The 24,061-nt window shown below is 46.3% G+C and carries 31 protein-coding genes and 1 tRNA gene; 24 read left to right on the plus strand and 8 right to left on the minus strand.

From position 1 onward, the window contains the following. Positions 1-76 precede the first annotated feature (76 nt). The 18 genes from ACQY6Q_RS08940 (at position 77) to rplQ (ending at position 8,950) form a co-directional block, all read left to right on the plus strand. A tRNA-Thr gene (locus ACQY6Q_RS08940) sits at positions 77-152 on the plus strand. Positions 153-474: 322 nt separating this feature from the next. Continuing rightward, a complete protein-coding gene (gene rplN, locus ACQY6Q_RS08945; RefSeq protein WP_055733893.1) occupies positions 475-843 on the plus strand; it encodes a 50S ribosomal protein L14 in 369 nt (122 codons plus the stop codon). 10 nt (positions 844-853) lie between these two features. Continuing rightward, complete coding sequence (gene rplX, locus ACQY6Q_RS08950; protein WP_055733894.1) at positions 854-1,168, plus strand: 50S ribosomal protein L24; 315 nt, start codon at positions 854-856, stop codon at positions 1,166-1,168. 12 nt (positions 1,169-1,180) lie between these two features. Continuing rightward, positions 1,181-1,720 carry a 50S ribosomal protein L5 gene (rplE, locus tag ACQY6Q_RS08955; protein WP_427980367.1) on the plus strand — a complete coding sequence of 180 codons (540 nt, stop codon included), beginning with the start codon at positions 1,181-1,183 and terminating at the stop codon, positions 1,718-1,720. Between the two features lie 13 nt (positions 1,721-1,733). Further along, positions 1,734-2,039, plus strand: coding sequence for a 30S ribosomal protein S14 (gene rpsN, locus ACQY6Q_RS08960; RefSeq protein ID WP_055733896.1), 306 nt, complete (start codon positions 1,734-1,736; stop codon positions 2,037-2,039). A 26-nt stretch (positions 2,040-2,065) separates the two neighbouring features. Next, positions 2,066-2,458, plus strand: coding sequence for a 30S ribosomal protein S8 (rpsH, locus tag ACQY6Q_RS08965; RefSeq protein WP_055733897.1), 393 nt, complete (start codon positions 2,066-2,068; stop codon positions 2,456-2,458). A gap of 15 nt (positions 2,459-2,473) precedes the next feature. Beyond that, entirely contained in the window at positions 2,474-3,001 is a 528-nt protein-coding gene (gene rplF, locus ACQY6Q_RS08970) for a 50S ribosomal protein L6 (protein WP_427980370.1), read from the plus strand. Positions 3,002-3,010: 9 nt separating this feature from the next. Beyond that, positions 3,011-3,361: a 50S ribosomal protein L18 gene (gene rplR / locus ACQY6Q_RS08975; protein WP_427980373.1), complete on the plus strand. Its 351-nt coding sequence runs from the start codon at positions 3,011-3,013 to the stop codon at positions 3,359-3,361. A gap of 10 nt (positions 3,362-3,371) precedes the next feature. Beyond that, on the plus strand, positions 3,372-3,875 hold the full coding sequence (gene rpsE, locus ACQY6Q_RS08980) for a 30S ribosomal protein S5 (RefSeq protein ID WP_055733900.1): 504 nt from the start codon (positions 3,372-3,374) through the stop codon (positions 3,873-3,875). 6 nt (positions 3,876-3,881) lie between these two features. After that, the gene (gene rpmD / locus ACQY6Q_RS08985) at positions 3,882-4,064 is read left to right on the plus strand and encodes a 50S ribosomal protein L30 (protein ID WP_055733901.1); all 183 of its coding nucleotides are present in this window, start codon (positions 3,882-3,884) and stop codon (positions 4,062-4,064) included. A 2-nt stretch (positions 4,065-4,066) separates the two neighbouring features. Beyond that, the gene (gene rplO / locus ACQY6Q_RS08990; protein ID WP_427980377.1) at positions 4,067-4,501 is read left to right on the plus strand and encodes a 50S ribosomal protein L15; all 435 of its coding nucleotides are present in this window, start codon (positions 4,067-4,069) and stop codon (positions 4,499-4,501) included. 9 nt (positions 4,502-4,510) lie between these two features. Then, positions 4,511-5,836, plus strand: a complete 1,326-nt coding sequence (gene secY / locus ACQY6Q_RS08995) for a preprotein translocase subunit SecY (RefSeq protein WP_055733903.1) — start codon at positions 4,511-4,513, stop codon at positions 5,834-5,836. 40 nt (positions 5,837-5,876) lie between these two features. Beyond that, on the plus strand, positions 5,877-5,990 hold the full coding sequence (rpmJ, locus tag ACQY6Q_RS09000; RefSeq protein ID WP_000868186.1) for a 50S ribosomal protein L36: 114 nt from the start codon (positions 5,877-5,879) through the stop codon (positions 5,988-5,990). Between the two features lie 108 nt (positions 5,991-6,098). Further along, positions 6,099-6,455, plus strand: coding sequence for a 30S ribosomal protein S13 (rpsM, locus tag ACQY6Q_RS09005; protein ID WP_055733904.1), 357 nt, complete (start codon positions 6,099-6,101; stop codon positions 6,453-6,455). 13 nt (positions 6,456-6,468) lie between these two features. Beyond that, entirely contained in the window at positions 6,469-6,858 is a 390-nt protein-coding gene (rpsK, locus tag ACQY6Q_RS09010; RefSeq protein WP_016402131.1) for a 30S ribosomal protein S11, read from the plus strand. Between the two features lie 26 nt (positions 6,859-6,884). Next, the gene (rpsD, locus tag ACQY6Q_RS09015) at positions 6,885-7,505 is read left to right on the plus strand and encodes a 30S ribosomal protein S4 (RefSeq protein ID WP_427980383.1); all 621 of its coding nucleotides are present in this window, start codon (positions 6,885-6,887) and stop codon (positions 7,503-7,505) included. A gap of 23 nt (positions 7,506-7,528) precedes the next feature. Further along, on the plus strand, positions 7,529-8,515 hold the full coding sequence (locus ACQY6Q_RS09020; protein ID WP_427980386.1) for a DNA-directed RNA polymerase subunit alpha: 987 nt from the start codon (positions 7,529-7,531) through the stop codon (positions 8,513-8,515). A gap of 42 nt (positions 8,516-8,557) precedes the next feature. Beyond that, positions 8,558-8,950, plus strand: coding sequence for a 50S ribosomal protein L17 (rplQ, locus tag ACQY6Q_RS09025; protein ID WP_040307251.1), 393 nt, complete (start codon positions 8,558-8,560; stop codon positions 8,948-8,950). A gap of 75 nt (positions 8,951-9,025) precedes the next feature. Here the strand turns inward: rplQ and ACQY6Q_RS09030 are convergent, their stop codons facing one another. Continuing rightward, positions 9,026-10,282: an HD-GYP domain-containing protein gene (locus tag ACQY6Q_RS09030; RefSeq protein ID WP_427980389.1), complete on the minus strand. Its 1,257-nt coding sequence runs from the start codon at positions 10,280-10,282 to the stop codon at positions 9,026-9,028. A 155-nt stretch (positions 10,283-10,437) separates the two neighbouring features. Here ACQY6Q_RS09030 and metA point away from each other — a divergent pair, with 155 nt between their 5' ends. From metA to mgtE, 3 genes are all read left to right on the plus strand, one after another. Beyond that, positions 10,438-11,379 carry a homoserine O-succinyltransferase MetA gene (gene metA / locus ACQY6Q_RS09035; protein ID WP_427980392.1) on the plus strand — a complete coding sequence of 314 codons (942 nt, stop codon included), beginning with the start codon at positions 10,438-10,440 and terminating at the stop codon, positions 11,377-11,379. An 89-nt stretch (positions 11,380-11,468) separates the two neighbouring features. Further along, positions 11,469-15,140 (plus strand): methionine synthase, encoded by a 3,672-nt coding sequence (metH, locus tag ACQY6Q_RS09040; RefSeq protein ID WP_427980395.1) that lies wholly within the window; start codon positions 11,469-11,471, stop codon positions 15,138-15,140. 235 nt (positions 15,141-15,375) lie between these two features. Continuing rightward, complete coding sequence (gene mgtE, locus ACQY6Q_RS09045) at positions 15,376-16,713, plus strand: magnesium transporter (RefSeq protein WP_427980398.1); 1,338 nt, start codon at positions 15,376-15,378, stop codon at positions 16,711-16,713. Between the two features lie 35 nt (positions 16,714-16,748). Here the strand turns inward: mgtE and ACQY6Q_RS09050 are convergent, their stop codons facing one another. Continuing rightward, on the minus strand, positions 16,749-17,096 hold the full coding sequence (locus ACQY6Q_RS09050; RefSeq protein WP_427980400.1) for a hypothetical protein: 348 nt from the start codon (positions 17,094-17,096) through the stop codon (positions 16,749-16,751). Between the two features lie 73 nt (positions 17,097-17,169). Further along, the gene (locus ACQY6Q_RS09055) at positions 17,170-19,089 is read right to left on the minus strand and encodes an ABC transporter ATP-binding protein (protein WP_427980402.1); all 1,920 of its coding nucleotides are present in this window, start codon (positions 19,087-19,089) and stop codon (positions 17,170-17,172) included. Positions 19,090-19,190: 101 nt separating this feature from the next. Between ACQY6Q_RS09055 and ACQY6Q_RS09060 the strand changes: the two genes are divergently transcribed. Then, a complete protein-coding gene (locus tag ACQY6Q_RS09060) occupies positions 19,191-19,394 on the plus strand; it encodes a YheV family putative zinc ribbon protein (RefSeq protein WP_427980404.1) in 204 nt (67 codons plus the stop codon). Positions 19,395-19,560: 166 nt separating this feature from the next. Here the strand turns inward: ACQY6Q_RS09060 and ACQY6Q_RS09065 are convergent, their stop codons facing one another. From ACQY6Q_RS09065 to ACQY6Q_RS09080, 4 genes are read right to left on the minus strand one after another with little or no spacing between them, the layout of a single operon-like run. Further along, the gene (locus tag ACQY6Q_RS09065; protein ID WP_427980406.1) at positions 19,561-19,857 is read right to left on the minus strand and encodes a GNAT family N-acetyltransferase; all 297 of its coding nucleotides are present in this window, start codon (positions 19,855-19,857) and stop codon (positions 19,561-19,563) included. A gap of 10 nt (positions 19,858-19,867) precedes the next feature. After that, positions 19,868-20,365 carry an N-acetyltransferase family protein gene (locus ACQY6Q_RS09070; RefSeq protein ID WP_427980408.1) on the minus strand — a complete coding sequence of 166 codons (498 nt, stop codon included), beginning with the start codon at positions 20,363-20,365 and terminating at the stop codon, positions 19,868-19,870. Between the two features lie 8 nt (positions 20,366-20,373). Beyond that, positions 20,374-20,595, minus strand: a complete 222-nt coding sequence (locus ACQY6Q_RS09075; RefSeq protein WP_427980410.1) for a SlyX family protein — start codon at positions 20,593-20,595, stop codon at positions 20,374-20,376. A gap of 4 nt (positions 20,596-20,599) precedes the next feature. Beyond that, on the minus strand, positions 20,600-21,577 hold the full coding sequence (locus ACQY6Q_RS09080) for a WD40 repeat domain-containing protein (RefSeq protein WP_427980412.1): 978 nt from the start codon (positions 21,575-21,577) through the stop codon (positions 20,600-20,602). A gap of 147 nt (positions 21,578-21,724) precedes the next feature. On the opposite strand from ACQY6Q_RS09080, the gene fkpA reads away from it, so the two are divergent. After that, a complete protein-coding gene (gene fkpA / locus ACQY6Q_RS09085) occupies positions 21,725-22,492 on the plus strand; it encodes an FKBP-type peptidyl-prolyl cis-trans isomerase (protein ID WP_427980414.1) in 768 nt (255 codons plus the stop codon). Between the two features lie 74 nt (positions 22,493-22,566). On the opposite strand, the gene rsd is transcribed toward fkpA, so the two are convergent. Beyond that, entirely contained in the window at positions 22,567-23,046 is a 480-nt protein-coding gene (rsd, locus tag ACQY6Q_RS09090) for a sigma D regulator (RefSeq protein ID WP_427980417.1), read from the minus strand. 185 nt (positions 23,047-23,231) lie between these two features. Between rsd and nudC the strand changes: the two genes are divergently transcribed. After that, the gene (nudC, locus tag ACQY6Q_RS09095) at positions 23,232-24,032 is read left to right on the plus strand and encodes an NAD(+) diphosphatase (protein WP_427980419.1); all 801 of its coding nucleotides are present in this window, start codon (positions 23,232-23,234) and stop codon (positions 24,030-24,032) included. Positions 24,033-24,061 lie beyond the last annotated feature (29 nt).

Here is a 24,061-nt window from a genome sequence, read left to right on the forward strand (position 1 = left end):
GGGGTTTCCCCATGTGAAAGTAGGTCACTGCCAGGCTTCCAATTTGAAAACCCAGCTGTTGCTGGGTTTTTATTTGGCTGATATAGCTCAGTTGGTAGAGCGCACCCTTGGTAAGGGTGAGGTCGGCAGTTCGAATCTGCCTATCAGCACCATATTCAGAAAAGCCCGGCAAAACTGCTGGGCTTTTTTGTTTTTATCGATCATTTAAGGTCGATATTTGTTGTTAGCTTGCCGAAATATTAAGCAAAGCTAGCGAATCAAGCGTGAAATAACCCAATTTTTAATGGTGATTTTAGCGATCGTTTGCTTTTAAGTTTTTGTTTTTAATGAGTTTTTTAAATAAGTTAAACAAATTTTAGACAATCCTACCAATTAAAAATTTAGGGTGTTATAATTTCGCGCCCTTTAATTAGGCAGCCAGAGATCTCAGCGCTAATTGCTGGGGTCAGTTGTAATATATAGCGGAGCACTGAAATGATCCAAATGCAATCTACTATGGACGTGGCGGACAATTCCGGCGCGCGCCTTGTACAGTGTATTAAGGTCCTAGGTGGTTCGCACCGCCGTTATGCACGAATTGGCGACATCATTAAAGTTACTGTTAAGGAAGCAATTCCTCGCGGTAAAGTTAAAAAAGGTGACGTAATGAATGCTGTGGTAGTGCGTACTAGAAAAGGCGTACGTCGTCCTGATGGTTCTGTAATTCGTTTTGATCGCAATGCAGCGGTTATTTTGAATGCAAACAATCAGCCTATTGGTACTCGTATCTTTGGTCCTGTGACACGTGAACTTCGAACTGAACAGTTCATGAAAATTGTGTCTCTAGCGCCAGAAGTACTTTAAGGAGTCCCAAATGGCTAATAAAATCCAAAAAGGCGATGAAGTAATAGTTATTGCAGGTAAAGACAAAGGTAAGCGCGGTAGCGTAACCAAAGTTTTACCAACCGGTAAACTATTCGTTGAAGGCGTAAACGTAATCAAGAAGCACCAAAAGCCTAACCCTCAATTGGGTCAAGCTGGCGGTATTGTTGAGAAAGAAGCGGCCCTTGATGCATCAAACGTAGCGATTTATAACCCTGCCACTGGCAAGGCTGATCGCGTTGGTTTCCGATTTGAAGACGACAAAAAAGTTCGTGTTTTCAAATCGTCTAATGAAATTGTAAAGTAACTGGAGTTAACGATGGCGAAACTGCATGACCTATATAAGGAAACTGTAACGCCTGAACTCATTAAGGAGTTCGGTTACAAATCCATCATGCAAGTCCCTCGGATTGAGAAAATCACCCTTAACATGGGTGTGGGTGAAGCGGTTAATGACAAGAAAGTACTAGAGCACGCAATTGCCGATCTAGCAGCTATCTCAGGTCAGAAACCTCTTACCACCAAAGCTCGTAAATCTGTAGCAGGCTTTAAGATCCGTGATGGATATCCAATTGGTTGTAAAGTGACTCTACGCGGTGAGCGTATGTGGGAGTTTTTGGAGCGTTTGATTTCAATCGCGATTCCTCGTATTCGTGATTTCCGTGGCCTGAATGCTAAATCATTCGACGGTCGTGGTAATTACAGTATGGGTGTACGTGAGCAAATCATCTTCCCTGAAATTGACTATGACAAAGTTGATAAGGTTCGTGGTATGGATATTACTATCACTACGACTGCCGAAACCAACGAGGAAGGCCGCGCTCTGCTGGCTGCCTTTAACTTCCCATTCCGTAAGTAAGGTAGAGTTAGTTATGGCTAAACAATCAATGAAAGCTCGTGAAGCGAAGCGCGAAAAAACTGTCGCTCGTTTTGCGGAAAAGCGCGCGGCGCTTAAAGCGATTATTAGTAGCGTGAACAGCTCTGATGAGGAGCGTTGGGACGCAGTTCTAAAATTGCAATCTTTACCTCGTGATTCAAGTCGGTCTCGTCAGCGTAATCGCTGTAACGTAACCGGCCGTCCTCATGGCTACCTACGCAAGTTCGGCTTGAGCCGTATCAAATTGCGTGAAGCGATGATGCGCGGTGAGGTTCCTGGCCTTAAGAAAGCCAGCTGGTAAACCACTTAATTACGGAGTAAACGATTATGAGCATGCAAGATCCTATTGCGGATATGTTGACTCGCGTTCGCAACGGTCAATCGGCAAATAAAGTATCTGTTGTTATGCCTTCGTCAAAAGTTAAAGTGGCAATTGCTAACTTGCTGAAAGAAGAAGGTTATATCACAGATTATGCTGTGACTGGTGACGTTAAGAAGTCATTAGAAGTTACCCTCAAATATTTTGAAGGTAAAAAAGTTATTGAAAAGATTGAACGTGTAAGCCGTCCAGGCCTACGCATTTATAAAGGTGCTAAAGACCTACCTAAAGTTATGGGTGGTCTAGGCGTTGCAATCGTTTCTACATCAAAAGGCGTTATGACTGACCGTGCAGCACGTAAAGCTGGCATGGGCGGTGAAATCGTCTGTTACGTAGCTTAACCGGAGGTAGGTAATATGTCTCGCGTAGCCAAGGCTCCCGTTACAATTCCTGCTGGCGTTGAAGTCACTCTCAACGGCCAAGAATTAACGGTTAAAGGTAGCAAAGGTACATTGACTCGCGTTTTTAATGACGCAGTTGTAGTAACGAAAGAAGAAAACGAATTGAAATTTGCTGTAGTTGAAGGTGCTTCTTCAGCTCAAGCAGGTACAGCTCGCGCTCTTAGCAACAACATGGTTGTTGGCGTTACAGACGGGTTTGAGAGAAAACTAACATTATTAGGTGTTGGTTACCGTGCCGCAGTTAAAGGCAATGTTGTAAACCTAACTCTAGGTTTTTCTCATCCTGTAGATTACACCTTACCAGAAGGTGTTACAGCAGAGTGTCCATCACAGACTGAAATCGTACTTAAAGGTACTGACAAGCAGGTGGTAGGTCAGGTAGCAGCAAACATTCGCGCGTTCCGTCCGCCAGAGCCTTACAAAGGTAAAGGTGTTCGTTACTCTGACGAAAATGTTCGCCGTAAAGAGGCTAAGAAGAAGTAGGTTAACACTATGGAAAAGAAAATTGCTCGTCTGCGTCGTGCAACACGCACTCGCAAAGCTATGCAAGAGTTGGGGAAAACCCGCCTGGTGATTCACCGTACTCCGCGCCATATTTACGCGCAGGTGATTGCACCTGATGCAAAGGTTATCGCCACTGCATCAACAGTAGATAAAGCCGTTTCTGAAGGGCTAAAAAGTTTAGGTAATGTAGCTGCCGCTACAGCAGTAGGTAAAGCAATCGCTGAACGTGCTGCGGCAAAAGGCGTTACATCTGTAGCTTTTGACCGTTCTGGCTTTAAGTATCACGGCCGCGTTGCTGCGCTTGCAGAAGCAGCACGTGAAGCTGGTCTTCAGTTCTAAGGAGTGAGTCATGTCTAAATTTGAAGCACAAGCCGGTAGTGAGCTGAACGAAAAGCTTATCGCGGTAAACCGTGTGTCAAAAGTAGTTAAAGGTGGTCGTATCTTCAGCTTCACTGCTCTAACAGTAGTGGGTGACGGTAACGGTCGCGTAGGGTTTGGTTACGGTAAAGCACGTGAAGTTCCTGCTGCTATTCAAAAAGCAATGGAAAAAGCACGTCGTAACCTTACTAGTGTAGAACTTCGCGGTACTACACTGCAGCATCCTATTAAGGGTCGCCACTCTGGGTCGCGTGTTTACATGCAACCTGCATCAGAGGGTACTGGTATTATTGCCGGTGGAGCGATGCGTGCTGTTCTAGAAGTTGCGGGTGTGCAGAACGTATTGTCTAAAGCATACGGTTCTACTAACCCAATTAACATTGTTCGCGCTACTATTGACGCTCTTGAGAATATGCATTCTCCACAAGACGTTGCTGCTAAGCGTGGCCTAAGCGTCCAAGAAATTCTGGGGTAATAAGCCATGTCGAACAAAATTAAAGTAACACAGACCAAAAGTGCTATCGGCCGTTTGCCTAAGCACCGCGCGACCCTAACCGGTCTAGGTCTTCGTCGCATTAATCACACTGTTGAGCTAGAGGATACTCCTTGTGTTCGCGGTATGATTAATAAAGTTTCTTACATGGTTAAGGTTGAGGGAGAATAATCATGCGTTTGAATACTCTTTCTCCAGCTGCTGGCTCTAAGCCAAGCGCTAAGCGTGTAGGTCGTGGTATCGGTTCTGGTTTAGGCAAAACTGGTGGTCGTGGTCACAAAGGTCAGAAGTCACGTTCTGGCGGTACTGTACGTCCAGGTTTCGAAGGCGGTCAAATGCCATTGAAACAACGTTTGCCTAAATTTGGTTTTACTTCACGTAAATCATTGGTAACTGCAGAAGTTCGCACTAGCGAGCTAGCGAAAGTTACTGCTGACGTGGTAGATTTGGACGCTTTGAAGGCTGCTGGTCTTATTACTCGTAACATTAAGTTTGCGAAAGTAGTATTATCTGGCGAAGTAAAAGCACCAGTTACCCTACGTGGCCTGCGTGTAACCAAAGGCGCACAAGCAGCAATTGAAGCTGCTGGCGGTAAAATCGAGGAATAAGTACAAAACATGGCAAAGAATCCAGGAACAGCATCAGCAAGTGCACAAGGCGGTTTAAGCGAACTTAAGAGTCGTTTATTATTTGTGCTTGGAGCAATTATTGTGTTTCGAGCAGGCTCCTTTGTGCCGTTACCTGGGATTGATGCCGCTGTACTGGCCGCGTTGTTTGACCAGCAGAAAGGTACCATTCTGGAAATGTTTAACATGTTCTCAGGTGGTGCTCTTTCACGTGCGTCTATTTTCGCGTTAGGTATCATGCCGTATATTTCGGCATCGATTATCATCCAGTTATTGACTGTTGTTCATCCCACTCTTGCTGAATTGAAAAAAGAAGGCGAGTCGGGTCGACGTAAAATTAGTCAATACACGCGTTATAGCACACTGGTTCTAGCAACCTTCCAAGCTGTTGGTATTGCTACTGGCTTACCAAATATGATGGCGGGTCTGGTTATTAATCCAGGCCTACCATTCTATTTCACTGCGGTGGTTAGCTTGGTAACAGGAACAATGTTCCTGATGTGGTTAGGGGAGCAAATTACTGAACGCGGTATTGGCAACGGGATTTCGATTCTGATTTTTGCTGGTATTGTGGCAGGATTGCCTTCTGCAATCGGTCAGACGGCTGAGCAGGCGCGTCAAGGAGAGTTGCACTTATTGTTACTCTTGTTCATCGTTGCTCTTGTATTTGCGGTGACCTTCTTTGTGGTATTTGTAGAACGTGGACAACGTCGTATTGTTGTTAACTATGCAAAACGCCAACAAGGTCGCAAAGTGTTTGCAGCGCAAAGCACACATTTACCACTTAAGGTAAACATGGCTGGGGTTATTCCTGCTATTTTTGCTTCAAGTATTATTTTGTTCCCTGGCACTTTAGCCCAGTGGTTTGGTCAAAATGAAAGCTTGTCTTTCTTATCTGACCTATCATTAACGCTACAGCCTGGACAACCTTTATATGTGTTCTTGTATGCTGCGGCTATTATCTTCTTCTGTTTCTTCTATACTGCGTTGGTATTTAATCCACGCGAAACAGCAGACAACTTGAAGAAGAGTGGCGCGTTTATTCCAGGGATTCGTCCTGGTGAACAAACCTCGCGATACATCGACAAGGTGATGACTCGTTTAACCCTAGCTGGTGCTTTGTACATCACGTTTGTATGTTTAATTCCTGAGTTTATGATGATCGGAATGAACGTTCAGTTCTACTTCGGTGGTACTTCACTACTTATTGTAGTGGTGGTTATCATGGACTTTATGGCTCAGGTCCAAACCCATTTGATGTCTCATCAATATGGCTCGGTTCTGAAAAAAGCTAATCTTAAAGGTTACGGCCGATAGGCCACCTTGAGATTGGACTTTAACTTTTGCGGAGATAGCAATGAAAGTACGTGCATCCGTTAAGAAAATCTGCCGTAACTGTAAAGTTATTAAGCGCAACGGTGTTGTGCGTGTAATTTGCAGTGAGCCAAAGCATAAACAGCGCCAAGGCTAGTTAGTAGATTTCAAGACAATATTATTTGCAATGTGGTCATCTGTTGAGTATCCTTACGGGCTTTTCACAGATGGCCTTCGTTTAACACGAAAATATAGGAGTGTGCCAATGGCCCGTATAGCCGGCATTAACATTCCTGATCAGAAGCATGCAGTTATCGCTTTAACTGCAATCTTCGGTATTGGTTTAACCCGTTCACAGCAAATCTGTGCGGCAGCTGGTATCGCTGAAGATGTTAAGATCAGAGAACTTGACGAAACACAAATCGATAAACTTCGTGACGAAGTAGCTAAATTCACTGTTGAAGGTGATCTACGTCGTGAAGTATCAATGAACATTAAGCGCTTGATGGACCTAGGTTGTTACCGTGGACTTCGTCATCGTCGCAGTTTGCCCCTTCGCGGTCAGCGCACTAAAACTAATGCGCGCACCCGTAAAGGTCCTCGCAAACCTATTAAGAAATAAGGGGTGAGGGAAAATGGCTAAAACTCCGACTCGCGCTCGTAAACGCGTAAAAAAACAAGTTGCTGACGGCATGGCTCATATCCATGCTTCTTTCAACAATACTATCGTGACTATCACTGATCGTCAGGGCAACGCGCTTTCTTGGGCTACCGCAGGTGGTTCAGGTTTCCGTGGTTCTCGTAAGTCTACTCCGTTCGCTGCACAGGTTGCTGCTGAGCGTGCTGCTGAAGCAGCTAAAGACTACGGCCTCAAAAACGTAGAAGTGTTTGTTAACGGACCAGGACCTGGTCGTGAGTCTTCAATCCGTGCATTACATGCAGCGGGTTTCCGTGTGACTAACATCACCGACGTGACTCCGATTCCACACAACGGTTGTCGTCCACCTAAGAAACGCCGCGTGTAGTTTCTGGATAGATTGGAGAAAGAAAAATGGCAAGATATTTAGGTCCAAAGCTTAAACTTAGCCGTCGTGAAGGTACCGATCTTTTCTTGAAAAGTGGTGTTCGCGCGATCGACACAAAGTGTAAGCTGGATACAGCACCTGGACAACACGGTGCACGTAAAGCGCGTCTTTCAGACTACGGTTTACAGCTTCGTGAGAAGCAAAAAGTTCGTCGTTTATATGGCATTCTTGAAAAACAGTTCCGCAACTACTACAAATCGGCTGCTCGCCTTCAAGGCAACACCGGTGAAAACTTGTTGCAATTGTTAGAAAGCCGTCTAGATAACGTTGTTTATCGTCTAGGTTTTGGTGCAACTCGCGCCGAAGCTCGCCAGCTAGTAAGCCACAAAGCAATTCTAGTAAACGGTAAAGTGGTAAACATTCCTTCTTACAAGGTATTACCAGAAGACGTTATCAGTGTTCGTGAAAAATCTAAGAAGCAAGCTCGTATCGTTGCATCTTTAGAAATTGCCGGACAACGTGAAGCGGCATCGTGGATAGAAGTAGACGCTACTAAAATGGAAGGTACTTTCAAACGCCTACCTGAGCGCGCCGACTTATCTGCGGAAATTAACGAACAGCTGATCGTCGAACTTTACTCTAAGTAAAGTTGAATTATAGAGAGGACACAATGCAGGGTTCTGTAACAGAGTTTCTAAAACCAAGGCTAGTTGAGATTGAACAAGTTAGCCCAACTCGTGCAAAGGTTACGCTTGAGCCGTTAGAGCGTGGTTTTGGCCATACTTTAGGTAATGCTCTTCGTCGTATTCTTTTATCTTCTATGCCTGGTTGTGCGGTAACTGAAGTAGAAATCGACGGCGTGCTGCATGAGTACAGCAGTAAGGAAGGCGTTCAAGAAGATGTCTTGGAAATCTTGCTAAACCTTAAAGGTATTGCTGTGAAGTTAGAAGGTAAAGACGAAGTAACCCTTAGTCTTACCAAGTCTGGAGCAGGTCCTGTGGTAGCAGGCGACATTCAGCACGATGCGGATGTCGAAATTGCGAATCCTGAGCACGTTATTTGTCACTTGAGCAGCAATGCTGAAATTAGCATGCGCATTAAAGTAGAACGTGGTCGTGGATACGTACCAGCTTCAGTTCGGGTTCACTCTGAAGATGAAGAGCGTCCAATCGGTCGTTTGCTAACTGACGCGGCTTTCAGCCCAGTAGAGCGTATTGCTTATACTGTTGAAGCTGCTCGTGTTGAGCAACGCACCGACTTGGATAAATTGGTTATCGATATGGAAACCAATGGTACTCTTGATCCAGAGGAAGCTATCCGTCGCAGCGCAACTATTCTTGCGGAGCAATTGGATGCCTTCGTTGACTTACGTGATGTAAGTGAACCTGAAGAAAAAGAAGAGAAGCCAGAGTTTGATCCAATCCTGCTTCGTCCTGTCGATGATCTAGAGTTGACAGTTCGCTCTGCTAACTGTTTGAAAGCAGAAGCGATTCATTACATTGGTGACTTGGTACAACGTACCGAGGTTGAGCTACTTAAGACCCCTAACTTGGGTAAGAAGTCGCTTACAGAAATCAAAGATGTATTGGCATCTCGTGGTTTGTCTCTAGGCATGCGTCTAGAAAACTGGCCACCAGCTAGCATCGCTGATAAGTAAGTCATCACTGGTTTTAACGTCTTATTATAGAAGGATAAGGTCATGCGCCATCGTCAGAGTGGTCGTCAATTGAACCGTAATAGCAGCCATCGCCAGGCTATGTTCCGGAATATGGCCAGTTCATTGGTTCGCCATGAAGTTATCAAGACAACATTGCCTAAAGCCAAAGAGCTTCGCCGTGTTGTTGAGCCATTAATCACATTGGCTAAAAACGACAGTGTAGCTAACCGCCGCCTTGCTTTTGCTCGCACCCGCGATGCAGAAGTGGTTGGTAAGCTATTCGCAGAAATTGGCCCACGATTCAAAGAGCGTGCTGGCGGTTACACTCGCATTTTAAAATGCGGTTTCCGTGCCGGTGACAATGCCCCAATGGCATACATTGAGTTGTTGGACCGTCCAGAAGTTGAAGAAGTAGTTGAAGAAGCTGCTGAGTAAACTCGGACAACAAGCATAAAAAACCGGACTTTGGTCCGGTTTTTTTTTGCTTATTTTTGATTAAACCATCAAAGGCTATAGTTTCTTGTTGTTATCAAAGAAATAAGAAATTCGCGTTCTGGGATTAAGGTACTCAAATACTGCATCGGGTAGTGCACCCGGTTTTAAGGCCTTTTCAATAGTGAGTCCAGCCGCTTCTAAATCAATAATCGGGGCTTCACTGCGTGGAATAGCGGCGTCATACACCTGCACTGTAGGGAACAATAAACGTTCCGAATTCACCGACATAACCAAGCCAATTTGCCCTGAGCTAAGCTGTACTACACTGCCTGGAGGATAAATACCAAGTAAGCGGATCAATACACCTAAATCGCCGTTGTTCAGCTGCTTTTTGCGCTGCTTATAGAGGTAGGCAATAACGGTAAACGGGATGCGCGAAAGTTTTGGATCTCTGGGGTGACATAAACTGTCGTATTCATTGACCACTGCAATGAGCTGCGACAAACGGTCAATTTGATCCCCTTTGAGCTGTTTGGGGTAACCGCTACCATCGAGATACTCATGATGCTGTTCTGTGATGACTTTAACTTTCTCGGGAATGGTTTCCGAGAGTTTTAAAAAGTCTAATCCATACTTGGTATGCATCTTTAATAGGTTGTTTTCTTGCGGGGTCAGCTTACCTTGCTTGCGCAGTACCGTATCAGGAATTTTCATCTTGCCCACATCGTGGAACAGCCCAGCTAATCCAAGTAACTTAATATCACGTTCTGAAAAGCCCACCGCTTTGGCTAACATCATCGATAGAATCGATACGTTGAGGCTGTGATAGTAAAAACTATCAGCTTCGTTACTATCATTCATCAGATGTAATACGATGTTTTCACCGGAGAGGAGATCTTCCGCTAAGTTGTTGACAAGGGTCGTGGCATCTTCCACAGCATTTAGTGGGCGATTTTGCAGTTTTGACATCACCGCACGCACTTGAGCCATCGAGCGGTCAAACTCTTTTTCTACCTTTTGCAAGTTGCGGCGATAGTTTTTAAGCTCGTCAATGCGGGCGCGTTTTTCATCCCACAAGGCATTTTTTGAGTGCTCAGAGGCTTTGTTATCTGACGGCTCTTCGGCTCTATGATTGACTGGTAACGGCGGTTTGTCGCTTTTTTCTGGTACAACAATGACGTGTTTTAAGCCAAGGTTACGAATAACCTCGATTTGCTCTTGGCTTTTAATTTTGAAGCTAGTGAACATAAACGGGTGCTCGCCCCATTTGACTGGAAGTTTAACAAACACTCCAATTTGTAAACGTTCAACCGTCAGCTTTAACTCTGCCATATCCCTTTACTACAAAAAATATCCAAGCTGCATTATGTATAAATTTAGACTTAAAATCAGCTGCTTTTAACAAGTTCTAGACATACTCCATAATCTAATTAAAATGGGTATCTAGATGTCTAGACATATATATTATGTTTGCGAGGAGCCAGTTCATGCCCATTTGTATTCCTGATCAATTACCTGCTGCTGAAGTACTACGTAACGAAAATATTTTTGTCATGCCGGAAAGCCGTGCTGCGCATCAGGATATTCGCCCACTGGAAGTGGTGTTGCTGAACTTGATGCCGAAAAAGATAGAAACTGAAAATCAAATCCTGCGGTTGTTATCCAATTCTCCCTTACAGGTGAATGTTAAGTTATTGCGGATAGACCACCGCGCTTCAAAAAATACCCCACAAGAGCATATCGACCGGTTTTATCGTGATTTCGACAAATTGCGTGAGCGTAATTTCGATGGCTTGATTATTACCGGCGCGCCGCTGGGCCAAGTCGACTTTGAAGATGTTTATTATTGGGAACAAATCAAAGAGATCATCGATTGGTCAACGACTCATGTTACCTCGACCTTGTTTTTATGCTGGGCAGCCCAAGCAGCGCTTTATCATCTTTATGGACTACAGAAACAAACCCATGAGACTAAGCTGTCAGGGGTATATTGGCATCAAACCAAACACCGTCATAATCCTTTGGTTCGAGGCTTTGATGACGCATTTTTAGCGCCGTTATCACGTTACGCCAAGTTTGATTCTAGCCTTATTAGCGAAGAAACTGACTTACAAGTATTGGCTGATAGTCCAGATGCTGGTAGCTATTTGTTCGCCAGCGAAGACTTTCGCCAAGTGTTTATTACCGGCCATCCGGAATATGCTGCCGATACGCTACATAATGAGTTTGTCCGTGATACCCAGGAAGGACTGAATCCGCGGCTTCCGGAAAACTATTATCCGAATGACGATAGTAAGGCTAGCCCCTGTGCTACTTGGCGCAGCCATGGACACCTGCTGTACAACAACTGGTTAAACTACTGCGTTTACCAAATTACGCCTTATGACTTGGCTGATTTAAAACCTAAGTCCGATAATATCTTGAAATAATTTCATATAACTTTATCGCAGAGATGTCATATAAGGCGCTGTGTTACACTGCCGCACCGAATTACCGGCGAAAGAAATAGGATATACCCGTGTCAGTAAGACAAACATTAGAAAACCAGCTAAGCCAGCGCATCATGATTATCGATGGTGGCATGGGCACCATGATTCAGTCTTATAAACTTGAAGAGGCTGATTACCGTGGAGAGCGGTTTGCTGACTGGCACACCGATGTAAAAGGCAATAACGATATGCTGGTTTTAAGCCAGCCGAAAATTATTGCCGACATTCATCGCGAGTATTTGTTGGCCGGTGCCGACATCGTTGAAACCAATACCTTTAACGCAACCACTATCGCCATGGCTGACTATGACATGCAAGCGCACTCGGCGGAAATTAACCGTGAGGCGGCGCGTATCGCTCGTCAGGTGGCCGATGAGGTAACGGCGCTCAATCCGCAGCGTCCGCGCTTCGTGGCGGGGGTGCTGGGGCCAACAAACCGAACCTGTTCTATTTCGCCGGATGTGAATGATCCTGGCTATCGTAATGTGACCTTTAATGAACTGGTGGAAGCCTATCAAGAGTCGACTAAGGCCTTGATTGAAGGCGGCAGTGACTTGATCTTAATTGAAACTATCTTCGATACCCTCAATGCAAAGGCTGCGGTATTTGCGGTGAAATCGGTCTTTGATGAGCTTGATATTGAGCTGCCAATTATGATCTCGGGCACCATTACCGATGCCTCGGGCCGTACCTTAAGTGGCCAAACCACCGAGGCCTTTTATAATTCTCTACGTCATGCAGAGCCGATTAGCATGGGCCTTAACTGTGCCCTTGGCCCCGATGAATTACGCCAATATGTGGAAGAGCTGAGTCGAGTCAGTGAGAGCTATGTCTCTGCTCACCCCAACGCAGGTTTGCCTAACGCCTTTGGAGAATACGATCTCGAAGCCGATGAAATGGCGGAACACATTGGCGAATGGGCGCGTGCTGGCTTTCTTAATTTAGTGGGGGGGTGCTGTGGTACCACGCCGCAACATATTAAAGCCATGGCCGAAGCGGTGGAAGGCATTGCGCCACGTAAGCTGCCAGAGATTGACGTCGCCTGTCGTCTAGCGGGCTTAGAACCCCTCACCATTAGCCCCGAGACTTTATTTGTTAACGTTGGGGAACGTAACAACGTTACTGGTTCGGCGCTATTTAAACGCTTGATTATCGACGAAGACTACGACAAGGCGATTGAGATTGCCTTACAGCAGGTGGAAAACGGCGCGCAAATCATCGATGTGAACATGGATGAAGGCATGCTCGATTCTAAAGCCGCCATGGTCCGTTTCCTTAACCTTATTGCCTCAGAGCCTGATATCGCCAAAGTACCGGTGATGATCGACTCTTCTAAGTGGGACATCCTCGAAGCAGGTTTACAGTGCGTGCAAGGTAAGCCCGTAGTGAACTCTATCTCGATGAAAGAAGGGGTGGAGCCGTTCATTCAGCAAGCTAAGATCTTACGCCGCTATGGCGCTGCTGTGATAGTGATGGCCTTCGATGAAGTAGGGCAAGCCGATACTCGTGAGCGTAAGTTTGAGATTTGCCAAAAATCTTACGACATTCTGGTTAACCAAGTGGGTTTTCCGCCAGAAGATATTATCTTCGACCCTAATATTTTTGCGGTAGCGACCGGCATTGATGAACACAATAACTACGCTGTGGATTTCATCGAAGCGGTAAAAGATATTAAAGATAAGCTACCACACGCGATGATTTCGGGTGGGGTATCTAACGTGAGTTTCTCGTTCCGCGGTAATAACCCAGTGCGCGAAGCTATCCATGCTGTGTTCCTCTATTACGCCATCAAGAACGGCATGGACATGGGAATCGTTAACGCTGGCCAATTAGCCATTTATGAAGACATTCCCAAAGAGCTGAAAGACAAAGTCGAAGCGGTGGTACTAAATACCCACGATAATGCTACTGAAGAGCTCTTAGCCATCGCTGAAAAATACCGTGGTGACGGCAGCCAGCAAGAAAATACCCAAGATTTAGAGTGGCGCTCATGGGATGTAAGAAAACGCCTTGAGCACGCTTTAGTTAAAGGTATTACCGAGTATATTGAGGAAGATACCGAACTGGCTCGACAAGCTTCAGAGCGTCCGCTACACGTGATTGAAGGTCCATTAATGGATGGCATGAACGTGGTGGGTGACTTATTTGGCGCGGGTAAAATGTTCCTGCCCCAGGTAGTAAAATCGGCGCGGGTAATGAAGCGCGCCGTAGCTTATTTACAACCCTTTATCGAAGCCGAGAAAGGGGAAGGGCAGCGCTCTAACGGCAAGATTGTGATGGCGACGGTGAAGGGCGATGTGCACGACATCGGTAAAAACATTGTTGGCGTAGTGCTGCAATGTAATAACTTCGAGGTAATAGACCTTGGGGTGATGGTGCCCTGCGATAAAATCTTAAAAGTCGCCAAAGAAGAGCAGGTGGATATGATTGGCCTGTCCGGGTTGATCACGCCTTCGCTGGATGAAATGGTGCATGTGGCTAAAGAAATGCAGCGCACTGGCATGGACATTCCGTTATTGATTGGAGGTGCCACTACCTCTAAAGCGCACACCGCGGTGAAGATTGAACAAAATTACCAGCATCCGGTGGTGTACGTCTCCAATGCCTCTCGGGCAGTAGGGGTTTGCCAAAGTTTATTATCCCATGAAACCCGTGCCGGTTTTGCCGAAAAACTGGCTAAAGAATATGACATTGTGCGTGAGCAGCATGCCCGCAAGCGCCCTCGTTCGGCGCCGGTAAGCTTAGAACAAGCTCGGGCCAATCGCCTCGATATCGATTGGCAAAACTATACCCCGCCAGTGCCCAAGCAACTGGGCGTGCAACAGTTTGACGATGTGGCGATAGCTGATATTGAACCTTATATCGATTGGACGCCGTTCTTCATGACTTGGTCTTTGGCTGGCAAGTACCCAAGGATATTGGAAGATAAAGTGGTGGGTGAAGAAGCGCAGCGCCTATTCAAGGATGCCAAGGATATGCTCGCGCGCTTTAAGCAATCTAAAGAAATTAAAGTCTCGGGTGTCTGTGGTTTGTTCCCGGCTAATAGTGTGGGTGATGACATCGAGATTTACCGCGATGAGTCACGTAGCGAAGTGATAGCGCTTAGCTCTCAACTACGCCAACAAACTGAAAAGAAAAATGGCGCAAACTATTGTTTAGCTGATTTTATTGCGCCTAAGTCTTCAGCTAAGGCGGACTACTTTGGTGCCTTCGCGGTGACTGGCGGTATTGGTGAAGATGAACTGGCCGAAGCCTATAAAGCCGATGGTGACGACTACAACGCGATTATGGTTAAAGCGGTGGCAGATCGTTTGGCAGAAGGCTTTGCTGAATACTTGCATGCTCGAGTACGTAAAGAATTCTGGGGTTACGCCCCTGATGAGAACTTAACTAACGAAGAGCTGATCCGAGAGAACTACCAAGGGATCCGTCCGGCACCGGGTTATCCAGCTTGTCCTGAACATACCGAAAAGGGCTTGATCTGGGACTTGCTAGAGGTGGAATCTCGCATTGGCATGAAGTTGACCGAAAGCTACGCCATGTGGCCTGGGGCTGCTGTTTCGGGGTGGTATTTCTCTCATCCTGATAGCCGTTATTTTGCGGTGGCTTCGATTCAAGCTGATCAGGTGGAAGATTACGCCCAGCGTAAAAACATGAGTCTTGAAGAGGCACAGCGTTGGTTAGCCCCCAACATTAGTTAATTGATTTAAAGCGATAGTTAATGATTGCTCCTGCAGCGCTGCTCAGGAGCAATAAAGCGCTTGAATTAGCCGCTTTTCCCTCCTACAATTGCGCCGAATTTTTATCCGAGAAGCTATTATGACACCGGACCCCGACAGTCGACATTTTCATTGTTTTTTAATTCCAATCGTACACTATTTCTTCGCATAGACTGTCTGCTTAATGGCTAGCTCTATGCGAATGCTGGAGCAGTAAATGGCACAACTTCAACAAAAATTAGAGCTTGCTCTGGTTAACTTAGATAAGTTAACTCTTCGTTCCACCCTTGATGAATACCACTTTGCCGATATTGGCCAAGCCTTAGCTGAATTTACACCTAAGGAAGCCTTACCGTTAATCTCGATGTTTTCACTGGCCGATCGCGCTAAAGTGTTTTCTTATCTGCCTCCCTATATGCAAGCCGATGTCGCGGCTCTAATGAAGCGACATAAACTGGCGGCTTTGTTTTCGCGAATGGAGGCCGACGAACGGGCCGATTTATTTAACGCCTTAGATGACGAGCAACGCGCTATGGTATTGCCGGGCTTAGCTCAGGCGGAACGGGAAGACTTACGCAAGCTGGCCAGCTACGCCGAGGGTACGGTGGGCTCGATCATGACTTCCGACTACGCAACCTTGAAAGAACACTGGGTGGTGAGCCGAGCCTTGAAGCAGTTGCGTTTGGAAGCGCCCGATAAAGAAACCATTTATCAGACCTATGTTATCGACCGAGAGCGTCGTTTGCTCGGCACCATCTCGTTACGTGAATTGATTTTGGCTTCGCCCGATACTGCGGTGAGTGATTTAATGCGTAGCGAAGTCGTGTCGGTGACGGTGGATCAGACTCAGGAGACCGCCGCTCACCAAATTCGCCATTATGATTTATTAGCCTTACCGGTGGTGGATGAGCAACAAAAGTTAGTCGGCATCGTCACTTATGATGATGCAATGGATGCAGCCGAAGAAGAAGCCACAGAGGATGCGCAAAAAAGTGCTTCGGTGGGCAAGCTGGATGAAACCGTAGACCGAGTCAGCATCTGGGAGTTGTACCGTAAACGGGTATTGTGGCTGGTATTGTTAGTATTTGGTGCGATGTTCTCAGGTGCTGGAATCGCCCATTTTGAAGACATCATTTCCAGCCATGTCGCCTTAGTGTTCTTCTTACCCTTGCTCATTGGTAGTGGCGGTAATGCAGGCTCTCAAGCGGCGGCCTTGATGGTGCGCGCCTTGGCCACCGGAGAGGTAGATAAAAGCGACTGGTCAAAGTTATTTGCCAGAGAGCTGTTAGTCGGCTTTGCCCTAGGGCTCACCATGGCAATTGCGGTGTACGGAGTAGGGGTATATCGAGGTGGTCCAGAAGTGGCGATTATCGTATCAATGTCGATGGTGATTATTGTGTTAGCCGGCTCGTTAGTAGGTTTGAGCCTGCCATTTATGCTCAATAAAATTAAAATGGATCCCGCCACCGCATCGGGGCCGTTGGTGGCGACCATTGCTGACGTAACCGGCGTATTGGTTTATTTCAGCCTAGCCAGTTTGATCCTAGCTTTATAGTGGTATTTGTAGCGGGGGCTCCCCGCTATGCTGCTTTAATCGGCTTTTTTCTGCTTGCTCTCAGTAGGGCGGATCAGCCCGACGCCCTCACGAATAATCATCAGCCCCAGATACACCAATTTAACGCATACCCAAAGAAAAACGATCAGCACGATAACTTTGATAAAGGTTTGGAATATCTCGAAAAATTCTTCGCTTACTTGGGTGATAATGGCGTCGGTATCGGCCATTAACCAATTAAAAAAGCCCTGCATAAAAGGCGCATCGTGGGGCAAGGTAACTAAGCTGATAGTTTGTGGTAGTACGTAGCCGATGACCGCTACCCCCACCACAATTAAGACAATTGCGAGGATCAAGCGAGTGAGTTCCAGTGACTTATTCATATACATCCTTGAATAATTATTAATACTTTTATTGCTAGTCACTTTACTGCACTCAAGCTGCCGGTCAAGTGATTTAGGGCTTGGCCTCTATACCAAAAGCTTGCTGTTGTTGCTCCAACTCTTCTTGAAGTTCAAACCACGCTAACTCGGTCTCCTCCAGTTCGTTTTTTAGCTGCGCCTGCTGCTGTAAATACTGTTGTAACGTGGCTTTGTTATCTGCTTCATAGAGCTCAGGCTCAGCCATTTTTTGTTCAATTTCATCGAGGCTTTGCTGGGCTTTATTACTGCGTTTTTCCAAGCTTTCTAGCTCCTTACGTAGCGCTTTAGTTTGCTGGCGGAATTCGGCTTCTCGGCGCTTTTGTTCTTTACGTTGGTTAACCGGATTATTAGCGTTGCTTGAACTAGGGCTGCTGTTTTCGGCGCGGTTGGCTTGGCTCAACCATTGCTGGTAGTCATCTAAGTCGCCGTCGAAGGGCGACACTCGTTGGCTATCAACCAAGTAGAATTCATCGGTAGTGGCGCGCAGTAGTGCTCGGTCGTGCGACACAATAATCATCGCACCGGTAAATTCCTGCAGCGCTAAGGTCAACGCGTGACGCATTTCTAAGTCGAGGTGGTTGGTCGGCTCATCAAGCAACAATAAGTTGGGTTTTTGCCATACTACCAAGGCCAATACCAAGCGGGCTTTTTCACCTCCACTAAACGGTGCTACAGCTTCTAAGGCCTTGTCCCCTTGAAAACCAAAGCTACCCAAGTATTTACGTAAGTCGGCTTCGCTGGTGGTGGGGGCGAGTCGTTGTAAATGTTGCATAGGGCTGTCTTCAGAACGCAACGTTTCCAATTGGTGCTGAGCAAAGTAGCCCACTTTGGCCATTTTGTTGATTTCAACATTTCCAGCTAGTGCCTTGAGTTCGCCGGATAGCAATTTAATAAAAGTTGATTTACCCGCACCATTGCGCCCCAATAGGCCAATCCGACTGCCCGGTACTAGGTTAAATTTAACTTGTTCTAATATGGTTTTATCTTGGTAACCGGCACTGACCTTTTCCATGGTGAGTAGAGGCAGTGGCAGGCTATCGGGCTCTCTAAAGCGAAAGCTAAATTGCGAGTCGACATGCGCTTGGTTAATGACTTCCATTCTTTCTAAGGCTTTGAGGCGGCTTTGCGCTTGTTTTGCCTTACTGGCTTTGTAACGAAACCGGTCGACAAAGCTTTGCATATGGGCACGCTCGCGTTGCTGTTTTTCATACATCGCTTGTTGTTGGGCTAAGTGAGTGGCGCGCATTTGTTCGAAGTCTGAATAACCACCGGTATATTCATTGAGTTTTTGATGTTCAATATGCACGATGCGATTAACGATGTTATCCAGAAAATCACGGTCGTGAGAAATAAGAATCAAAGTACCAGGATAGCGTTTCAGCCACTGCTCCAACCACACCACAGTATCTAAGTCCAAGTGGTTGGTGGGTTCATCCAATAACAACAAGTCGGAACGTACCAGTAGCGCTTGAGCTAGGTTAAGACGCATCCGCCAGCCACCGGAGAAGTCACTAACGCTTTGTTGCTGACTGCTTTCACTAAAACCCAAACCAGCCAGTAGTTCTGCCGCTTTGGTGGCAATTTGATAGCCGCCAATGGTGTCCATTTTGGTATGTAGAGTGGCGATGAGCTCACCCTGATTAGCCGCTTCAGCGGCGGCGATGTCTTGCTCTAGTTGGCGGAATTCTTCATCACCATCGATCACATAATCAATCGCTCTGCGCTCTAAGGCGGGGGTTTCTTGAGCAACGCTGGCGATAGCCCATTTACTGGGGATGGAGAGATCGCCCGCGTCAACATGAAGTTGTTGCTTTAGTAAGGCGAATAAGGACGATTTGCCACAGCCATTTTGTCCCACCAAACCCACTTTTTGGCCTGGGTGAATGGTTAGGCTGGTATCGGCTAAGAGAAATTTGCTGCCACGTTGCAGGCTAATATTGTTGGCTACGATCATGCTGGGTGTTATGTGCTGCTTAAACTATGCAATAATGCCGCTATGATACCTGATGTGGTGAAGGCCGCATAGCAACCGTCAAAAGCAAAGTTGAGTTAATAATGGCAAGACATCGATTTATTGCAGGCGCAGTCTGCCCCGCCTGTGGCGAGCACGACTCTATTCGTCTGATTGTAGAAACAACCAGTAAGGGTGCTGAAGAAAACGAGTTTATTGAATGCGTTAGCTGTGATTACCGTGCCGAGCGGCCAAAACAGCAACAGGCTACTTCAGAGCAAGATATTATTGGTTTATTTAAGCCTTAGTTTGGCGGTGGCTTGAGACAGGTTTAAAGCTGTTTGCAAAAATAAATTTTACTATTGTGGGGGCTGCCATTGTCTTCAAATCCGACAATTTGGTAGCCGCTAGCAAGCGCAACATCGTTGGGTAACGATTCATAGATTATACGCTAATGCGTTGATAACCACGGGCCTAGGACCACGCTTCCTGCTGTTCAAGCAAACATGAGGCGATTCCCTGTTGGCGATAGGCCGGAACCACTCCGCCTAACCAGCTGTAAAATTCATGACTATCTCGCTGATAACCGAGCTTGTAGGCGATCGGCTGCTTATTATGACTGGCTAGCAGAATTAGTCTTGTTTTTCCGGCAAGTCGCTCTTGGAGTATTTGTTCAGTATTTTCTCTTTGAAACTCTGGAATCGCTGCCTTGACTTGCAATACTTCAGCCAAAGACCCTTGATAATAATTAATCTTAACAGAGTCTTGCATCGGTATTGGCTTATTTTAGCGGCTTGCCGAGTATGCTTAGGCTGTAGTCTTGCTCGTCCATTCTTGCCACCTTGGGCAGTTCACCCCAAGGTTGATAGGCCAGCTTCTCAAATAAGGCGATGCTAGGCGTGTTGTGGCTAAAGATAAAGGCCAACAGCACTTCAATACCTAATTGTTTGGCAATGGTTTCGGCGTCTTGTAGCAGCCGTTTACCCAAGCCCTTGCCGCGTTGTGACTCGGCAATATAGAGGCTGATTTCGGCGCTGTGTTGGTAAGCGGGGCGCCCATAAAAGTCGCTAAAACTAAGCCAGGCGATGACTTGTTGCTGCTGTTCCACTACATATAAAGGGCGTTTGGGGTGTTGGTGTTGTTCAAACCACCGTTGGCGTGAAGCCACGCTTTGCGGCTCGGTATCAGCGGTGACTTGGCGAGAGGCAATGGTTGAGTTATAGATCTCAACAATCGCGGGTAAGTCGGCCGCTTCGGCTAAACGAAATTGGTAAGTCATAGAGGCTACTAATAGTGAGGAGGTGGTGTTTCTTGTTCTTGGGGTGCAACTGCATTGCCTGCGTCACCATCAAACAACTTGGCTCTAATTAATTTGAACTGGTAGTGCAAGGTATCTAGTTGCTTCTGTTGATTTTGTAAAGCAAGGTTAAGTTGCTCAATGGTATCTTCTTGGAAGGCCAATTTGGTTTCTAGGCTCTCGATGATGTCTTCTAATTGTTGTTGCTTCATTGTGCTACTTATTTATTTGCCAAACTTCTACTAAACCACTCGAGCTGGCGCTCGCTAAGCGCTCATTATCAAGCATCGCTGCGCTATACACAACCGCGCTTTTAGGGCGGGTTTTTTGATGGGGAGCGACCAACCAATCTTGCAACAATTGGCCGCTTTTAACATGCCATAGGCTGAGTTTTCTGGCAGCTGAACCAGTGATTAACCACTCCCCTTGATTAGCAAAAGTGACATAAGAAAAAATGTTTTGTCTGGCGGTGAGCTTAAGCTGGCTAACTTGTTCGCCACTGGGTAAGGCCCAAATTCTAGCCAGTTTGCCATTATCCGAGGTAAAGGCGTAGCGACCATCACTTTGTAAGGCCACCGAAGAGACGCGTCCCGGATGGGGAAATCGCAATAGTACCTGGGCAGTTTGGGTATCCCAAAATAGTGCTTGGTAATCGTTGCCTCCGGTGAGGGCATAACGGCCATTGGCCGACAGCGCCACCGAGTTGATTTTTTCGCTGTGGCCTAAAAACTCCAAGCGCCGCCCGGTTTGTAAATCGAGATGGATGACCTTACCGTTGCCAAGTCCCAGTAATACTTGTTGGCCGTTGCTAGATAAGGCTACATCCCGAATGCTGGATTCGCTGAGTCGCCAATAACCAAGCGCTTGGCCACTGTTGGTATTCCACACCACAAAATCATCACGGCTGGCGCTGATGGCGAAGTTACTGCCTTCGGCAATTTTTACCAGGAAAACCTGATTATTTTGCTGGTTTTGGTGGCTCCATTGAAACAGCTGACGTTGTTGTTTTACATCCCACAGGCTCAAGCCATGATGGATAGATGACACCATGCTAAAACGGCCATCGGTGGACAAATCTGCGGCATAAGCGCCCTCAAGAGCTTGTTCCCAGCTGTTGAGGGGAGGCGTGTCGTCACTGCAACTGCTGATGAGTATAGCGACTAAGAGGATCACAAAGCGTCTAATTGATATCATCTTTTTACGTAATTTTACGGAACTGTCACTAGGTTGTGTTGACTAATAGGGTTAGTATAAGGGCTTTGTCGGCTAAGTGTTTAATTATTCATAATGATCTTGCACACCACGCCACAGATTTAAAGCGACTCTAATGGAGATAATTGAATGAAGAAGTATTTTGCCGTGTCGGTTTTAGCCGCCTCGATTTTTGCCGTAACTGGCTGTCAAGAAGAGAAAGCTGAAACAACTGCGGCAGCACAAGTTGCCTTAGAAACAGCAGAGCAACAGCAAGCCTATGCCATCGGTGCATCGGTATCTCGTTACATTGCGACAACTTTAGAGCAGCAAAAAGAGTTGGGCCTTGAGTTAGACAATGCTTTAGTTTTAAAAGGCATGGAAGATGGCTTAGGTGGCGAAGTATCTATGTCTGAAGAAGAAATTCAGTCAACACTGAAAGCGCTAGATGAAAAACTAGCCGGTTTAGTGCAAGCTAAGGCAGAAGCCGATGCCGCTGCCGCTAAAGCGGAAAGCGAGAAATTCTTAGCCGATAACGCCGCACGTGAAGGTGTTACCGTGACCGAGTCAGGTTTGCAGTTTGAAGTATTGAGTGATGCTGAAGGCGACAAGCCTAGTGCCGCAGATACCGTGACGGTTCATTATAAAGGTACTCTGACCGACGGAACGCCTTTCGATAGCTCTTACGACCGTGGTGAGCCAGCCACCTTCCCATTGAACCGTGTGATTCCGGGGTGGACCGAAGGCGTGCAATTAATGTCTAAAGGCGCTAAATACAAGTTCTTCATCCCTTCAGAGCTAGGTTACGGTGAAAGCGGTGCGGGTAGCATTCCACCTAACTCAGTTTTAGTGTTTGAAGTTGAATTAATCGACATTGAAAAAGCAGACGCTCCTGCGGAAGAAACTCCAGCGAGCTAAGTGGCCTAAAAATGGTCGTAAAAAAGCAGCATTTAGATGCTGCTTTTTTGTTTTAGCTGTAGAAACAGTCGAGCTTATTCTGCTGCGGCTTGCTGTTGGCTATGTTGATAGAGGTGATCGAGTAGTTCATCTTCCACCTCAAAGCGTTCTTCCATTTCTTGTCCCAGTTGCGACAAGTCGCGGTCAAAACTATTGAGTTCTATATTTTCATCCACTTCAGCGTAGTTATCGTTAAACGCTAGGGCGGTATCGGTGGTTTCGGTAATCAGCGGCAGTAAACGTTCTCCGGGAGCGGTATCGCCATCATGGGCACATTCGTTAACGATTTGCTCATAAATTTCAAAGTGTCCGGTAGATACGTAATCAACCAATTGTTCACAGAATTGAGAGATTTTAGGCGCGGCCGGAAGGGAGCGGTCAACCTTGTCGTAAGGAGGTAAGCCGGCCAATTCACAGTAGGCAATCAGTAGTTGTTTGCGAGCGTTTAACCAAGCGTCGATCACTTGGCTGGCACCACCCCATTTAGCTTGAGCTTGTTCTACTTTTCTTAGCATGCCCTTGCTCCTTAAATCCCTAAACATTGTATCTATAACTAAATAAATTCCTTGCTCTCGTCAACTGGTATTTAGCCTAACTGCGGAGTGCCAAACATTTGTTGTTGGTTAAAAGCTTGTTATGTCGTGTAAGCTTGGTCATTATTCGCTTATTGAGCAAGTGCAGGATAGAGCAAGGAGACACTTTGGATAAACAATTTGGCTGGTGGTTTTTTACTTGTGAGCGACAAATCTTGGTGATCCCGCATGGCGAGCATATTCCCTATGGCGACTTGGATGATTTACCTGTACCACTCTTAGACACCTCCAAAGCGGAACGCTTTGCTCATTATAAAGGCGAAGCCTGTATTCGTATGGAGTTAGATGAGCCGCTTGATTTGGGCATGGGAGAGTGGGTAGATTTACGCAACAGCATGGCATTGCTTAGCCCCAGCTTGTTTGATTTGGTGGGAAAAGCACAGCAATTTGCCTTGTTTCTTAAAACTCACCGTTTTTGTGGTTGTTGTGGCGAAAGCTTACAACGGGTTGATTGGGAGTTGGCCATGCAGTGTGAACACTGTGGCTTTCGCGCTTATCCGAGAATATCACCCAGTATCATCGTATTAATTAGTGATGGTAAACGATTGTTATTGGCGAACCATCGACGCCATCAACAAAAAGATTGGCCTATTTATACGGCGATCGCCGGATTTGTGGAAGCGGGCGAAACGCTTGAGCAAACGGTACACCGTGAAGTGCGCGAGGAAACTGGGGTTAAGATTAAAAACCTGCGTTATTGGAAGAGCCAACCTTGGGCTTTCCCTCATTCTTTAATGGCGGCTTATTTTGCAGAGTATGATTCGGGACACTTAAATATTGATCGTCGCGAACTGTGTGATGTTCAGTGGTTTGAGCCAGACAAACTGCCCAATTTACCGCCACATGGCACCATCGCTCGAGAAATGATTGAGCATTGGTTGCATCAAACTGGCAGTTCGCAGCACTAAGGCTTGAGTTGTTAATGTAGCTCGTTACA

This window comes from Agarivorans sp. (genome assembly GCF_050295395.1).
Lineage (GTDB): Bacteria > Pseudomonadota > Gammaproteobacteria > Enterobacterales > Celerinatantimonadaceae > Agarivorans.

What these genes read in the sequence shown, in the direction of transcription:
- ACQY6Q_RS09020 (WP_427980386.1), top strand. Translation starts at nt 7,529, where the DNA reads ATGCAGGGTTCTGTAACAGAGTTTCTAAAACCAAGGCTAGTTGAGATT.
- ACQY6Q_RS09050 (WP_427980400.1), bottom strand. Translation starts at nt 17,096, where the DNA reads ATGAATAAGTCACTGGAACTCACTCGCTTGATCCTCGCAATTGTCTTA.
- ACQY6Q_RS09055 (WP_427980402.1), bottom strand. Translation starts at nt 19,089, where the DNA reads ATGATCGTAGCCAACAATATTAGCCTGCAACGTGGCAGCAAATTTCTC.
- ACQY6Q_RS09060 (WP_427980404.1), top strand. Translation starts at nt 19,191, where the DNA reads ATGGCAAGACATCGATTTATTGCAGGCGCAGTCTGCCCCGCCTGTGGC.
- rplX (WP_055733894.1), top strand. Translation starts at nt 854, where the DNA reads ATGGCTAATAAAATCCAAAAAGGCGATGAAGTAATAGTTATTGCAGGT.
- metA (WP_427980392.1), top strand. Translation starts at nt 10,438, where the DNA reads ATGCCCATTTGTATTCCTGATCAATTACCTGCTGCTGAAGTACTACGT.
- rpsD (WP_427980383.1), top strand. Translation starts at nt 6,885, where the DNA reads ATGGCAAGATATTTAGGTCCAAAGCTTAAACTTAGCCGTCGTGAAGGT.
- rplE (WP_427980367.1), top strand. Translation starts at nt 1,181, where the DNA reads ATGGCGAAACTGCATGACCTATATAAGGAAACTGTAACGCCTGAACTC.
- rpsK (WP_016402131.1), top strand. Translation starts at nt 6,469, where the DNA reads ATGGCTAAAACTCCGACTCGCGCTCGTAAACGCGTAAAAAAACAAGTT.
- rplQ (WP_040307251.1), top strand. Translation starts at nt 8,558, where the DNA reads ATGCGCCATCGTCAGAGTGGTCGTCAATTGAACCGTAATAGCAGCCAT.
- rpmJ (WP_000868186.1), top strand. Translation starts at nt 5,877, where the DNA reads ATGAAAGTACGTGCATCCGTTAAGAAAATCTGCCGTAACTGTAAAGTT.
- rpsN (WP_055733896.1), top strand. Translation starts at nt 1,734, where the DNA reads ATGGCTAAACAATCAATGAAAGCTCGTGAAGCGAAGCGCGAAAAAACT.
- secY (WP_055733903.1), top strand. Translation starts at nt 4,511, where the DNA reads ATGGCAAAGAATCCAGGAACAGCATCAGCAAGTGCACAAGGCGGTTTA.
- rplO (WP_427980377.1), top strand. Translation starts at nt 4,067, where the DNA reads ATGCGTTTGAATACTCTTTCTCCAGCTGCTGGCTCTAAGCCAAGCGCT.
- ACQY6Q_RS09080 (WP_427980412.1), bottom strand. Translation starts at nt 21,577, where the DNA reads ATGATATCAATTAGACGCTTTGTGATCCTCTTAGTCGCTATACTCATC.
- rpsM (WP_055733904.1), top strand. Translation starts at nt 6,099, where the DNA reads ATGGCCCGTATAGCCGGCATTAACATTCCTGATCAGAAGCATGCAGTT.
- ACQY6Q_RS09070 (WP_427980408.1), bottom strand. Translation starts at nt 20,365, where the DNA reads ATGACTTACCAATTTCGTTTAGCCGAAGCGGCCGACTTACCCGCGATT.
- rpmD (WP_055733901.1), top strand. Translation starts at nt 3,882, where the DNA reads ATGTCGAACAAAATTAAAGTAACACAGACCAAAAGTGCTATCGGCCGT.
- ACQY6Q_RS09030 (WP_427980389.1), bottom strand. Translation starts at nt 10,282, where the DNA reads ATGGCAGAGTTAAAGCTGACGGTTGAACGTTTACAAATTGGAGTGTTT.
- mgtE (WP_427980398.1), top strand. Translation starts at nt 15,376, where the DNA reads ATGGCACAACTTCAACAAAAATTAGAGCTTGCTCTGGTTAACTTAGAT.
- rplR (WP_427980373.1), top strand. Translation starts at nt 3,011, where the DNA reads ATGGAAAAGAAAATTGCTCGTCTGCGTCGTGCAACACGCACTCGCAAA.
- ACQY6Q_RS09065 (WP_427980406.1), bottom strand. Translation starts at nt 19,857, where the DNA reads ATGCAAGACTCTGTTAAGATTAATTATTATCAAGGGTCTTTGGCTGAA.
- fkpA (WP_427980414.1), top strand. Translation starts at nt 21,725, where the DNA reads ATGAAGAAGTATTTTGCCGTGTCGGTTTTAGCCGCCTCGATTTTTGCC.
- rplN (WP_055733893.1), top strand. Translation starts at nt 475, where the DNA reads ATGATCCAAATGCAATCTACTATGGACGTGGCGGACAATTCCGGCGCG.
- rpsE (WP_055733900.1), top strand. Translation starts at nt 3,372, where the DNA reads ATGTCTAAATTTGAAGCACAAGCCGGTAGTGAGCTGAACGAAAAGCTT.
- rplF (WP_427980370.1), top strand. Translation starts at nt 2,474, where the DNA reads ATGTCTCGCGTAGCCAAGGCTCCCGTTACAATTCCTGCTGGCGTTGAA.
- rpsH (WP_055733897.1), top strand. Translation starts at nt 2,066, where the DNA reads ATGAGCATGCAAGATCCTATTGCGGATATGTTGACTCGCGTTCGCAAC.
- ACQY6Q_RS09075 (WP_427980410.1), bottom strand. Translation starts at nt 20,595, where the DNA reads ATGAAGCAACAACAATTAGAAGACATCATCGAGAGCCTAGAAACCAAA.
- rsd (WP_427980417.1), bottom strand. Translation starts at nt 23,046, where the DNA reads ATGCTAAGAAAAGTAGAACAAGCTCAAGCTAAATGGGGTGGTGCCAGC.